The following is a 12580-nucleotide window of genomic DNA, read 5'->3' on the forward strand; positions in this document are numbered from 1 at the left end:
CTCGCTTTCCGTGGGAGCGCGGTGAGCTTCCTCGGACGTCCCGTCCTGCGGGATCTCACCAAGCACTCTCTTCCCACAGGAGTCTCCCCATTCCCCGCCGCCCTTCACTATATATGTACTTCTCGAAGTCGCTTGAAAAGAACATTTTTATGTAATAGTGGGAGCATTAAACTCCAGCTCTCTGGTTATAGCATTTTAGTTTTAAAACTTCCTGCACTTTGAGGTAGTTCCAAGCGTTTTCTTTCATAAAGAAGTCCCGCTGGTTATCACTCAAGAGCAGTTATTTTTTAAGTGAAGCCGTATCAATTGTTTCCGCCTCCTCACTAAAGCAAGAAGGTCCGGGAAATTGCGAGACTCCTATGGGAGAACAGTACATGGTGAGATCCCGGAGGGCGTTAGCTCGAGGAAGCTCACCGTACGCCCATGGAAAGCGAGTGATTTCCCGGACCTTCAAGCACTATTTTTGAGGCGGAAACAGTGCAAACATCTCGAAATTGAGTCTTCCACTATAGGGAGCTTATATGAATATCAAAAAGTAAATCTAACAAAAAAAAGCTAATGTGATAGACACATTAGCTCTGCTTTCCTTATTGACCTAATACTTTGATAAACTCTTTGGAAACAGCAACAGTTGACTGAGGATTCTGCCCAGTGATGAGGTTACCATCGACTTCAACATGTTCAGACCAATTAGGGGCGGATTGGAAGGTAGCTCCCAGTTCCCTCAGCTTGCTTTCAAGTAAGAAAGGCATATGCTGATCGAGCGTCGTATCGACCTCTTCCGCATCTGTAAATGCGTTGACGCGTTTACCTTTTACGAGCGGCTCCCCGTTAGATAACGTAGCTCCTGTCAGAGCTGATGGTCCGTGACATACAGCAGCAACTACCTTGTCGGATTCATAAAAATCACGAAGCAGTTGTTGAAGTTTTTCGTTATCTGGAAAATCAAACATCGTACCGTGCCCGCCTGGCAGGAAGATGGCATCGAATGAACTAGCAGAAACTGAATCAAGAGGCAGCGTATCTTCTAAATACGTTTTTGTGTCCAGGATTTCAGTTGGTTCATCCTCGCTCACACTGTTCGGGTCAACAGGGGACTGCCCGCCTTTAGGGCTGGCTACAGTGATTTCATAGCCGTGTTGTTTAAATTCGTTATAAGCTTCACCGAATTCAGACAGCCAAATGCCTGTCGGCGTATCTTCATTAATTTTTTCGTGGTTTGTAACGACCATTAATACTTTTTTAGACATTGAAATTACCCTCCTGAGATAGGTTTGGTTTCACTGTCCTCTATTTCCCTCGATTTAAAAATATCAAACGTATAACTTATCATTCAGTATCCTTGGATAGGAAAAGCTGAAGGCATTCCTTGTCCGATTGTACGGAATACGCATAGGCTTGCTGGTAGGATTGATGGCCTTTTCCAGTAATGGCGACCCAATCACCTTCTTCGGATAGGCGGATCGCCTCTTCAATGGCTAAAGTACGGTCTTTCATAATTTTTCCCTTATCATTACCGTACTCGTTCTGCAGTTCATAAAGATGCTCAATCATTTCATTTTCAGGAACATTATTTAAATCATCCAGTGTAAGGATATACTGATCGCTTATTTCTGTGCTGATTTTGATCATTTCTTTTCTCTTATCCATATCCTTTTGTCCCTTGAATCCAAAAACATGCACGAGCCGCCCTGTCTTGGAATCAGAAGCGGTTTGTAAACAATTCAAAACGGCGTCGGCTGTATGGGCATGGTCAATTACTGTAGTAACTCCGTTAGGAAGTCGATAAATATTAAAACGGCCTTCTACTCCAGGGAATTTTTCAAGAGAATCAATAATGGATTGGCGTTCTCCAAAAAAAGCTTTAGCAGCAGCATAAGTAATCGTGGTATTATACAAGTTATGATAGCCTGGTATAGGAGAGACTACCGGGAACTTTTCTCCATTCTCTTTTAAATGTACAGAGTATGGGTGAGTAAGGTTCAGCTCGTTCATTTGGAGGTCGGCATTTCTCGACTCTCCGAACGTATAAATGTTCATGCCTTTTTGGTGAAGCTCTTCTGCTAATTTTTCTCCATAGAAGTCATCGACATTGATAATAGCTGTACCATTATGCTTCAGTTTATAAAAAAGCTGTTTTTTTGCTTCGAAGTAATTGTCCAGACTGCCATGATAATTAAGGTGTTCATGGGAAAGATTAGTGAACAGGCATAAATCAAATTCTATTCCTTCTAAACGATACTCGGCCAATCCTTGCGAGGAAGCTTCCATAATGACGACATCATCCGTACTGTCAGCAAGCAATTCATTTACTCGCAAAGCATTTGGTGTCGTATTGTTCGTCTCGAATTTTTCGCCATTTACAATGTTTTGAATTGTACCGATAAGTGAACAAGAATAGCCTATATCTTCAAGTACGTGCTTGACCATATAGCTGGTTGTAGTCTTGCCATTTGTCCCTGTTATCCCAATCATTTTCTTTCGGTGTGAAGGATTCTGATAGTAAATCGCTGAGACTGTTCCCAGCGCTTTTTTACTATTTTGAACTTTGATATAAGGAATCGGGCACTCAAGAGCGTCTTTCTCTCCTATTATTGCGGAGGCTCCTTTTTTAATAGCGTCTGTAATGTAACTGTGACCATCTGATTGATAACCTGTAATGGCAATGAAAATGTAGCCAGGCTCCACTTCTGATGAAGAGTCTGTCAAACCCTTGATTTCTGGATCAACAATAGGTTTTTCGTTTTCAAAGGGTATATTCTCTAGGAGTTGGTTTAATTTCATTAATGTATGTTCACACCTTTTTTCTTAGGTAGAGTAAAGTAAATTTTGTTCAAAAGCTATCTTATCAGAATATAAAGTGGCTACGTTAATTTTAAGTGAAAATGATCATATTGATTCATGCAGAATATAGGTAAATAATGGGCTTTTTAAAAACATATAGTATGCCCATAATATAAATAGATGAAATTCTGCCCATGCTGGTACTTGCCAAGTGATGACTGCTTAAGCTAATAAACACATAAGTGGGGAAGAAAATGATGAAAATTGAATTCAATCAAGTATACCATATCGGCCTTAGGTCTATTTATGGTCCTAGTACACAAACCATCTCAAACCTGATGTTCCACTCAAAACATGTAAAGGAAGGCTCGGTATTTTTCAGTATTCGAGGAGAAAACCAGGATGGTCATGAGTTTATCGACGAAGCGATTGCGAACGGTGCTGTTGCGGTTGTAGGGGATCATGACGAACATCTGGAATCATTAAGCCGCAGTTATCCTGAGTGTTCATTTGTGTTAGTGGAAGATGTAAGGAAAGCCATGGCCTATATGTCCAAGCATTTCTACGGTCGGCCAGATGAGAAACTGTTAACCATCGGAGTAACAGGCACGAACGGGAAGACTACTGTGTCAGCTTATGTCCGCTCTTTATTGAATCTATTAGAAAAGCCGACAGGTCTGGTCGGAACGACAGGGATTTGGAGCTCCAAGGAGAAATTCAAATATAAGAAAAGTACGCCTACTACTCCGGAAGCGATTGATCTTCATCACATTTTTTCTCTGTTAGATCAGCAGGGAGATGTGGCTGCTTCCATGGAGGTTTCCTCGATTGCGCTTGACCAAAAGCGTGTGGAAGGAATTACGTTTGATGTAGCCATTCACACAAATTTCTCTGAAGAACATTTAGAATATCATAAAACGATCGATCACTATAAAGCATGTAAGCTGAAATTGTTTGCGCAGGCGAGGTGTGCCGTGGTGAATGCAGATGACGAAGGTATGGGGAAAGAAGTCCTCGAATTATTTGAGGGGCCGAAAATCATATACAGCTTACTTGAGGAATCAAATGCTGATTTGAAAGCCTCTCATTTAGAGGTTGGGGAAAAAGGATCCTATTTCAAGTTGGATTATAAAGGGGAGACTTGTCAGGCTTTTGCCCCTGTATATGGGACTTATAATATCTCAAACGTACTTTCTGCTATCGGGGCTGCTTTGCATTTCGGGTATTCAATAAAAGAGATTGTTGAAGTTCTCCCGCAATTGAAAAGCCCTGAAGGAAGGTTTCAAGTGATTCAAGCAGATAATCATCCGAAAGTCATTTTAGATTACGCCCACACACCTGTGGCTTTAACTAGACTGGTCGAAGAAGTGAAAAAATTAAAATACAATAAGCTCATCGTTATGATTGCCGGAATCGGCATACGTGATTTTAAAAAAATGCCGAAGATGGCAGCAATAATTGAAGGAAAAGCCGATGAAATCATCGTTACCGTAGATCATCCTGGATTTCATGATCCTCAAATCATTGTCGATCAGGTGATGACTGGATTTAAGAACCCTGATGCTCACAATATCCATACAGCGTTAACGAGAGAAGAGGGAGTAAGGAAATCTCTTCACCTGGGACAAGCTGACGATATTATCCTGCTGACAAGCGGGTGTATCAATAATGCTCAAATCATTAAAGGGAAAGAAATCCCCCATTCAGATGAAGCTATCATTGAAGCGCATTATTTACAATCCTCATAAAAAAAGAAGCCGGAAGCTGCTTAATTAGAGCTTCTGGCTTTATTTGTTCGAGAAAAATCTTTGCACAGCATCCGAGTAGCTTTTGAAGAACGAGGGAGCTTTTTCTTCGAGGCCTGCGTACATATTGTTTTCGACTGATTGGTAGTACCACTTTTGCAAATCGTAGCCAGCGTTGAAATATGACCATACCGCTTCTCCAACGATGTTGTAGTGTTCTTCGATGGAACGGAGATTATCCAGCTTATCCGCAATAATGAGAGATTTTACATCTATGCTGCTGATTCTTACCGTTTCAATTGTGTGGGCTTTTCTCTCATACCAGGCCTTGGTTTTATCTTCGGTGTGGGCAGCGACGAGACTGCGAACGCGGGAGCCGAATTCTTTTTCAATATCTTCAAGTTCATAAGGCGTGTCTTCAACTACATCATGGAGGTAACCCGCACAAACCAGTTCTTCGCTGCTGCCTGCTTGCTTCAAGGTTTCTGCGACTCTGATGGGGTGGACGATATAATCTTCATTGGAACTCTTTCTTTTCTGCCCTTGATGTGCTTTAACAGCAAAAGCTTCAGCTTTTTTCAACATGAAATCGTACTCCTTTCATATGCGTATATGCAGATTAGTTGAGTGTCAGTCAGGATGGTTATACTATAGAAAATAGAGTATGTACGAACGTAAAAAGGGGAGTATAGAGATATGGAAACGATCGAAGTGACCGCTTTACCACCAGCTAATGAAAAACCGACCATTTTATTGATAGGTAAATTTGATGGACTTCACATTGGACACCAGCAGCTCCTGGATCAAGCGAATGCTTACCGGGAAAATGGTGAAGACGTAGCCGTTTTCGGATTTTCCGACCATCCATTATGGGTGCTGAAGGGTGATCCCGCCTATGAAAAATCTCTATCTTCCTTTAAAGATAAGCTGCAGATGCTGAAACGTGCAGGGGTTGATCGTTATTATAATATCTATTTTACTAAAGAATATGCGCAAATTACACCGGAACAATTTGTGAATGAACAATTAACCCAGCTGAACATCAGCCGGATCATTATAGGGGAAGGATTTAAATTTGGAAAAGGCAGAAATGCAGATGCAGAAGGGTTAACGGAGCTTTGCAAAGAGCACCGCATACCTGTAACCGTCCTTCCACATGTAAGCTTCAACCATGAGAAGGTCAGCAGCACTAAGGTTCGACAACTAGTAGCCGGCGGGCAGATGGAGGCCGTGCAGGCGCTCCTGGGACGTCCATTTGAAACGACAGGCGTTGTGGAAAAAGGGGAACAGCTTGGACGTCAGCTTGGATTTCCTACACTGAACTTAGGTGAAATCGAAGAGTATGTGGAGCCTAAGCCAGGCGTTTACCTTGGAGTTGTCGAGGTGCATGATGAACAGGCATCTGCACAATATTATTCTTTGATCAGTGCAGGATATCGACCTACTGTCAATGGCCAAACTTATAAAGTCGAAGCATACCTTCTCAATTTTTCAGGTGATTTGTATGGGAAAAAGGTGACTGTAAAATATTTGCGGTTCATGCGCGGAGAAGAAAATTTCAATGGGCTGGATGCACTTGTGGAACATATGCAGCAGGATGAACAGCAGGCACGCGAGATTTTGGGACTAGCAGCAGAGTAAAGGAGAATGACCGTATGGGGTAGTCGTCGTGGAAATTTGTGACGGGAATTTGATTAACGAGATTGATGTTGAATCAATTATTGAATCTGAGTATCCGGACGTAGCCGTGCTTATGAATGAGTGCCTTTCCTTTTGCGGGTTGTGTGCCTTAAAGCCATACGCAATGGTCAATGGTACCCGGGTTTTTGCCAATACTTCAGAGGAAGCTCTAGGGAAAATCCGGACTAAAATAGAAGAGGAATTGGCATTTTATGCTGAATAAATATAGAAAAACGGCTTAATTAACAAACAAAGCGCTTGGATATTGAATTCCAAGCGTTTTTGTATGTTGAATTTTCTTATTTTACTAAAGCTTCATTACCTTGAACATTCAGTTTCGAGACAAAGTGGAAGTTTTAGGGGCTACAGGAAACGGATCGCTTTCCGTGGGGCGGGCGCTGAGCCTCCTCGAGCTTCGCTCTGTGGGGTCTCACCTGTCCCGCTCATCCCACAGGAGTCTCACCGTTTCCTTCCACCCCTCTGCCAAATAAGTATCTCGAAACCGCTTCATGAAAAAGCAAACACTTGCTGATTTTCATAACAAGTGTCCTATGTTAAAAATCTTGATGTAAAGAGCTAACCTCTCACCGGACAGGCATACAGGGGCCCCTCTTTTTTGATAAAGGGGTCCATTCATTTTATTTCTTATGGTTGATTGGGAAGCTGCGAGACTCCTTTTGTAAAAGCGGAAGCACTTTTGGTCAGCGGCGTATGGAATGGACTGTGCTGGGGGAGATAAAGGAAACAAGAAGAACGGAGGGATTTCGATGATTCCTTACCGCACAGAAGTGAAGGAAGTCTCCTCGTCGCTGTGTGTTGAGTTGAGAAAGGATTGGAATGTCTCAATTTTCTTATCAAACTTGCATAGGAAGGCAAGTAAACTAAATTAAAATTGTGGAGTTTTAAAATAAAACATTTTAACCGGTGCACTGGAGTGTTATTCTCCCTCTTTAATTAAAAATTTTCTTATTAAGTGGATTTCTAGAATCGCATATATAGTGAGGGGCGGCGGGGAATGGGGAGACTCCTGTGGGAAGAGAGTGCTTGGTGAGATCCCGCAGGACGGGAGGTCCGAGGAAGCTCACCGCGCTCCCACGGAAAGCGAGCCATTCCCCGCCGCCCTCACCACTCACACAATGTCTCGAAACCAAGTCTTCGCATATCCTGCCAGTTAGTTTAAGAAAAATTCTTCATAAACTTTACTTTGATTTTTTAATGTTAAATTACACCTACCTATCTTAAGAGCTTATTTTTTCTTCTTTTTTTGCAGGCTGGTTCGTCATACGCAATGGTATTTCTTTTAAAAATAATATTAATACCCAGGCACCCAGTAAAATGAACGTCCCGAATAAAAAGGAGCCGTTGAGCGATTGACTTAATACCTCACGCATAGAAAAAATCATTTGTTCGAATTGAGCACTCGGTACTTTTGAGGTTTCTGCTAATGAACTGATCTGATTTGGATCCATCAACACTTGTGGATCCTGTAACTCTGACGTCTCTTCGAAATCATTCGCTGCACTTACATTAGCCATTTTCCTTCCCATAATCATGTTCATGATCGAACCCATAATGGACACACCCATCGTTCCACCGGCTTGACGAAAAAACTGAGAAGCTGATGTTGAAACCCCAAGATACTGATGTTCGACCGCATTTTGCACCGTCAAAGTCAGTACCGGAAAAGTCAATCCAAGGCCAAGACCCACAAAAACCAAGTTTCGCACGACTCCTGTCACAGTAGTGTCGACGGACATGAGAGACATAGAATACATACCTCCTGCCATAATCAACAACCCAGCTATCGCAAAAATTTTATACCGACCGGTCCTTGTAATGAGTTGGCCGCCGATCGTACTCGTTAAAACCATACTCAGCATCATCGACATCATGATGAATCCTGTTTGTGTAGCTGAGATGCCGAGGACTCCTTGAATAAAGAATGGCATGTACATAATAGCTCCGAACATTCCCATCCCCATCAATAGCCCGGCCATATTAGATATGGAAAAGATACTATTTTTAAAAAGGTGGAGAGGGATGACTGGGTTTTCTACTCTTCGTTCAACTACTATGAAAGCTGCGAGACCGATTATCGACCACGTAAACAGCCCTATAATAATAGGTGAGCTCCAGGCAAAGTTTTGTCCCGCCCAGGAGAAAGCTAATAATAAAGGGATGATCGTTAAAGTAAGAAGGATCGCCCCAAGGAAATCAACCGACTGTTTCTCGTTTTGTTCAGGATTAGGGAACATCTTCCATATCATGATAAAGGCTACAAATCCAAAGGGTAGGAAAACCCAGAACACCCAATTCCATTGCCACGTATCGACTATATAACCGCCGAACGTAGGTCCGAATACGCTGGCCAATCCAAATACAGACCCCATCATCCCTTGCCATCTCCCTCGTTCGCGTGGCGGAAAAAGGTCACCGATCGCTGTGAATGAAGTGGAAATGATCATTCCGCCGCCAAGCCCCTGAATCGCGCGGAAGATAATGAGTTGATAGATATTGGCAGATAGGCCGCATAGTAAGGAGGCGACGATAAAAACTCCGATGCCTGTAAGAATAAAGACCTTCCGTCCATATGTATCAGATAATTTCCCGACGAGTATGGCGGTTATACTTGAAGCCAGCATGTATATAGTAAAAACCCAATTGAAATATTTCATCCCGCCAATATCAGCAACGATGATCGGAAGTGCCGTGCCGATGATGGTTTGGTTCAAAGCAGCAAACAGCATAGCCGCCATGATAGCGATCATGATGGTTACTTTTTGTCTTTGTTCTAGATGCTCCATACATTGTTCATCCTTTTATTTTATAAGATATTAAATATCCTTATAAGTTCTTCGATTTCTGAAATCGAGAGTTTCTCGAATCGCTCCTGCATATATTGTGTTCTTTTTTCATTAAGAACAAAGAATAATTCTTCTCCATGCTCAGTAAGCTCAAATATCACTACACGACGGTCGTGTTCTGAACGTGTACGTGTAATCAGCCCTTTATCAGCCAAGCGGTCCATAATCGTTGTAGCATGGCTGTTAGATACATTCAAAGCTGCTGCGAGACGAGAGACGTTTTGTTCACTGTTTTCATGAATGGCACGTAAAAAGGCGAATTCACTGCCTGTAAACCCTTCACCCAAAAGCTCGTTAAACTCGCGTCTATACTCTCTAATAAAACTGCGCATCGTGCTTTCAAGCTCAGTAATTAAACTCATTTTCTCTTGATTGGACATAAATCAGCCTCTCCCCAAATAAATATAACTACATTAATAGTAAACCTGGTTAACTAATTTGGCAAACAGGCAGAATTCCTCAAAATTAGAGCATAGGGTCGAACGATTGTCATTGAGTTTTGTTAGAAAATTCTGTATTATTACTTTAACTATAAGTTCAAATTGACGCAGTCCAGTTGGAGGTTACATCATGAAAAAAGCTTTAGTTTTACAATCAGATTTTGGAATCAGTGACGGCGCTGTTAGTGCAATGCACGGTGTAGCGAACTCTGTAGACCACGACCTGAAAATTTTTGATCTCACCCATGACATCCCCCCTTATGATATTTGGGAAGCTTCCTATCGCTTATGGCAGACGATTACCTATTGGGCTGAAGGAACGGTATTTGTATCAGTAGTCGATCCAGGAGTCGGTTCTACTAGAAGAAGTATTGCTGTTAAGACCGGATCGGGCCATTATGTGGTCACGCCTGATAATGGATCGCTTACACATATTGCCCGTACGGAAGGAATAGTGGCCGCCCGGGAAATTGACGAAGAAATTAACCGACTGCCTAAATCGGGAGAATCCTACACTTTTCATGGACGCGATATTTATGCCTATACAGGCGCAAGATTGGCTTCAGACGTCATTTCTTTTGAAGGAACAGGACCGCAAGTGCCTGTCGAAAGCATCGTGAGGCTTCCAGTCAAAGATGCTCAGCTCGAGGGAAATCTCGTGGAAGGTATGATCGATATACTTGATATTCGCTTCGGGAATTTATGGACAAACATCAGCCGTGAGCTGTTCAAAAAGCTTGTAATTCCGTATGGTGGGACAATTGAGGTCGAAATTCAGCATGGTGGCCGCACGATTTATCAAAACGTCATGACGTTTGGACGTTCTTTTGCAGACACTCACAAAGGAGAGCCCCTTGTTTATATTAATTCTTTAGATAATATGGCTGTAGCGATTAACCAGGGCTCCTTTGCCAAGGCTTATGGAATAAGGACAGGCTCCAATTGGGTCGTAATTTTTCGGAAAAGAGATGATTGAATTGAGCAGTCATAAAAAATCCATTTGTCTGTCTCGACAAATAGGTTGAGGTGAATGCTATGAGGTTTTATTTGGTGAGCCTTCTAATTTTCCTGGCAGCAGGCTGTTCGGTCCAAATTGCGGGTATCTCAGACGAGTTTAAAGGGTATAATCAGCAGGATCATAATGTAATCGAAAGTCACGGGCAGATAGACAATCCGCAGTATTTAGATGAATTCATTCGAAGTGTGGATAAAGGGGAAGACGCTGAGGTGAGAATTGTCAGTTACACCTCAGAAGGGGATCCTGTTTTTAAAGATTTGAACTTTAATGGGGAAGAGATTGAATACAAACTTGATACGACCCAGGATCAATTTGGCGCCGATAAAGTTTCAAAAAAGAAGTGTAAAGAAATCAATAGAATAGACCGTACGAAAGAGACGGTTTATGAAGTGAGCTGTGGGAAAAACACTTCGCCTATTGATCTGCTTACTATTGATTATGATGCCAATCGTCAGGACTCCTTCGAAATAGATTTCTCTTATGATAACGGAAACCGCGTAAACATAAGCACGCAGAAACAATCGTTAACTGTCCAGTCAGATGAAAATATCATCACACAAAACGGATTTCAATTTACCGAAGCCCAGCTGAACCAAATTTATAAATTACTAGTGTTAGAAAATTATATGGAAGAGAAAGATTTAAGCGCGCGATGCAGCCAAAGTCCTGATTATTCTATGACTGTAACGATCAATGGGGGCCAGCGTGTTTTTGAATGGTCGGATTGTGACGAAGGCGCAGATGTAGCGGACATGACGCAGATGGCTGAGCGAGTCATTGATATTATAGAAAAAACACAATCCTATCGAAATGTGTTCGAGTAAACTCTCGTCGGAGAAACGGGGGTTATTTTATTTGCATTAATTTTTCATTTACTTTCTATAAAGAAAGAGATTTGAGTCAGAGTAGCATCGTTGCTCTCTTATGAAAAAACATTAACAACGCTGAACAAAGTTTTTCATTCTACTCCATAGGTGATTTTTTGGTAAATCTGTAAAGCTTTAAATATTCTTCACAGTCTTACGCCTTGAAATCGCTCCTCATAATAGACCAGGGCAAGCAGAATGAGAGCCAGACCCCTCAACCCTGTGCTACACTACCTCTGTAACCTTTTACAAAGAAAGGAAGAGATTCAATTATGAACACAGTAAAACTGCATGACAAAATCGACATGCCCCAGCTGGGATTTGGTGTATGGCAAGTAGAAGAGAAAGACGCAGTACCTGCTGTTACTAAAGCGATTGAGACAGGCTACCGTTCGATTGATACGGCTGCGATCTATAAGAATGAGCGTCAGGTCGGCGAAGCGATTGCGAAGAGTGATGTCCCTCGTGAAGATCTTTTCATTACGACAAAGGTTTGGAATGCTGATCAAGGTTATGAAAATACGATAAAAGCTATGGATGAAAGCTTAGAAAAATTAGGGTTGGATTATGTGGACTTGTATTTAATCCACTGGCCGACTCCGGATTTTGATGAATATGTGGAAACGTATAAAGCGTTGGAACAGCTCCAGAAAGACGGGAAAACGAAAGCGATTGGTGTGTGTAACTTCAACATCGATCACCTTCAGCGTCTGTTGGACGAATGTGACGTTAAGCCTGCAATCAACCAGGTGGAATGCCACCCGTTCCTAGCGCAGAATGAGCTGAAAGAATTCTGCCGCGAGAATGGTATTCTTCTTGAGGCATGGAGCCCGTTGATGCAAGGTGGAGAAGTTCTTAAGAACGACGCTGTCCAAACGATTGCCAAGAAGCATGGGAAAACACCGGCTCAGGTCATTATCCGCTGGCATCTTCAAAACGATACAGTAGTTATTCCTAAGTCTGTGACACCTTCACGAATTGAAGAAAATTTTGATGTATTTGACTTTGAACTGACTGAAGAAGATATGGCACAGATTCATGAACTGGATCGCGGCGAACGTAAAGGCCCCGAACCAAGTGAAATGAACCATAGATAATGAGAAAAGGACGCCAATTTTGGCGTCTTTTTTTTATTAGCTATGTTAAACGTCGTTGTTGATTTTTTCACTGAAAATATAGTCTT

11 protein-coding genes are annotated in these 12580 nt (G+C 42.1%); 6 read left to right on the plus strand and 5 right to left on the minus strand.

Annotated elements, in window-relative coordinates:
- Positions 1-587 precede the first annotated feature (587 nt).
- Positions 588-1250 carry a type 1 glutamine amidotransferase domain-containing protein gene (locus O2Q26_RS15915; RefSeq protein WP_289216834.1) on the minus strand — a complete coding sequence of 221 codons (663 nt, stop codon included), beginning with the start codon at positions 1248-1250 and terminating at the stop codon, positions 588-590.
- A gap of 79 nt (positions 1251-1329) precedes the next feature.
- A complete protein-coding gene (locus tag O2Q26_RS15920; protein WP_289216835.1) occupies positions 1330-2784 on the minus strand; it encodes a UDP-N-acetylmuramoyl-L-alanyl-D-glutamate--2,6-diaminopimelate ligase in 1455 nt (484 codons plus the stop codon).
- A 257-nt stretch (positions 2785-3041) separates the two neighbouring features.
- Here O2Q26_RS15920 and O2Q26_RS15925 point away from each other — a divergent pair, with 257 nt between their 5' ends.
- The gene (locus tag O2Q26_RS15925; protein WP_289216916.1) at positions 3042-4532 is read left to right on the plus strand and encodes a UDP-N-acetylmuramoyl-L-alanyl-D-glutamate--2,6-diaminopimelate ligase; all 1491 of its coding nucleotides are present in this window, start codon (positions 3042-3044) and stop codon (positions 4530-4532) included.
- A 39-nt stretch (positions 4533-4571) separates the two neighbouring features.
- Here O2Q26_RS15925 and O2Q26_RS15930 read toward each other — a convergent pair whose 3' ends face one another.
- Entirely contained in the window at positions 4572-5114 is a 543-nt protein-coding gene (locus O2Q26_RS15930) for an HD domain-containing protein (protein ID WP_289216836.1), read from the minus strand.
- Positions 5115-5225: 111 nt separating this feature from the next.
- Here O2Q26_RS15930 and O2Q26_RS15935 point away from each other — a divergent pair, with 111 nt between their 5' ends.
- Together O2Q26_RS15935 and O2Q26_RS15940 are read left to right on the plus strand one after the other, a co-directional pair.
- The gene (locus tag O2Q26_RS15935) at positions 5226-6170 is read left to right on the plus strand and encodes a bifunctional riboflavin kinase/FAD synthetase (RefSeq protein ID WP_289216837.1); all 945 of its coding nucleotides are present in this window, start codon (positions 5226-5228) and stop codon (positions 6168-6170) included.
- A 28-nt stretch (positions 6171-6198) separates the two neighbouring features.
- Complete coding sequence (locus O2Q26_RS15940; protein ID WP_289216838.1) at positions 6199-6432, plus strand: YuzB family protein; 234 nt, start codon at positions 6199-6201, stop codon at positions 6430-6432.
- 1015 nt (positions 6433-7447) lie between these two features.
- Here the strand turns inward: O2Q26_RS15940 and O2Q26_RS15945 are convergent.
- Positions 7448-9013: an MDR family MFS transporter gene (locus O2Q26_RS15945; protein ID WP_289216839.1), complete on the minus strand. Its 1566-nt coding sequence runs from the start codon at positions 9011-9013 to the stop codon at positions 7448-7450.
- A 20-nt stretch (positions 9014-9033) separates the two neighbouring features.
- A complete protein-coding gene (locus O2Q26_RS15950; RefSeq protein ID WP_289216840.1) occupies positions 9034-9453 on the minus strand; it encodes a MarR family winged helix-turn-helix transcriptional regulator in 420 nt (139 codons plus the stop codon).
- A 190-nt stretch (positions 9454-9643) separates the two neighbouring features.
- Between O2Q26_RS15950 and O2Q26_RS15955 the strand changes: the two genes are divergently transcribed.
- The 3 genes from O2Q26_RS15955 (at position 9644) to O2Q26_RS15965 (ending at position 12494) form a co-directional block, all read left to right on the plus strand.
- The gene (locus O2Q26_RS15955) at positions 9644-10489 is read left to right on the plus strand and encodes an SAM hydrolase/SAM-dependent halogenase family protein (RefSeq protein ID WP_289216841.1); all 846 of its coding nucleotides are present in this window, start codon (positions 9644-9646) and stop codon (positions 10487-10489) included.
- A 74-nt stretch (positions 10490-10563) separates the two neighbouring features.
- Positions 10564-11355: a DUF4362 domain-containing protein gene (locus tag O2Q26_RS15960; protein WP_289216842.1), complete on the plus strand. Its 792-nt coding sequence runs from the start codon at positions 10564-10566 to the stop codon at positions 11353-11355.
- Between the two features lie 314 nt (positions 11356-11669).
- Positions 11670-12494 carry an aldo/keto reductase gene (locus O2Q26_RS15965; RefSeq protein WP_289216843.1) on the plus strand — a complete coding sequence of 275 codons (825 nt, stop codon included), beginning with the start codon at positions 11670-11672 and terminating at the stop codon, positions 12492-12494.
- The last annotated feature ends 86 nt before the right edge of the window (positions 12495-12580 follow it).

Source organism: Halobacillus campisalis (genome assembly GCF_030345335.1).
GTDB lineage: Bacteria > Bacillota > Bacilli > Bacillales > Halobacillaceae > Halobacillus_A > Halobacillus_A campisalis.

What these genes read in the sequence shown, in the direction of transcription:
- O2Q26_RS15925 (WP_289216916.1), top strand. Translation starts at nt 3,042, where the DNA reads ATGAAAATTGAATTCAATCAAGTATACCATATCGGCCTTAGGTCTATT.
- O2Q26_RS15915 (WP_289216834.1), bottom strand. Translation starts at nt 1,250, where the DNA reads ATGTCTAAAAAAGTATTAATGGTCGTTACAAACCACGAAAAAATTAAT.
- O2Q26_RS15945 (WP_289216839.1), bottom strand. Translation starts at nt 9,013, where the DNA reads ATGGAGCATCTAGAACAAAGACAAAAAGTAACCATCATGATCGCTATC.
- O2Q26_RS15930 (WP_289216836.1), bottom strand. Translation starts at nt 5,114, where the DNA reads ATGTTGAAAAAAGCTGAAGCTTTTGCTGTTAAAGCACATCAAGGGCAG.
- O2Q26_RS15935 (WP_289216837.1), top strand. Translation starts at nt 5,226, where the DNA reads ATGGAAACGATCGAAGTGACCGCTTTACCACCAGCTAATGAAAAACCG.
- O2Q26_RS15965 (WP_289216843.1), top strand. Translation starts at nt 11,670, where the DNA reads ATGAACACAGTAAAACTGCATGACAAAATCGACATGCCCCAGCTGGGA.
- O2Q26_RS15920 (WP_289216835.1), bottom strand. Translation starts at nt 2,784, where the DNA reads ATGAAATTAAACCAACTCCTAGAGAATATACCCTTTGAAAACGAAAAA.
- O2Q26_RS15955 (WP_289216841.1), top strand. Translation starts at nt 9,644, where the DNA reads ATGAAAAAAGCTTTAGTTTTACAATCAGATTTTGGAATCAGTGACGGC.
- O2Q26_RS15950 (WP_289216840.1), bottom strand. Translation starts at nt 9,453, where the DNA reads ATGTCCAATCAAGAGAAAATGAGTTTAATTACTGAGCTTGAAAGCACG.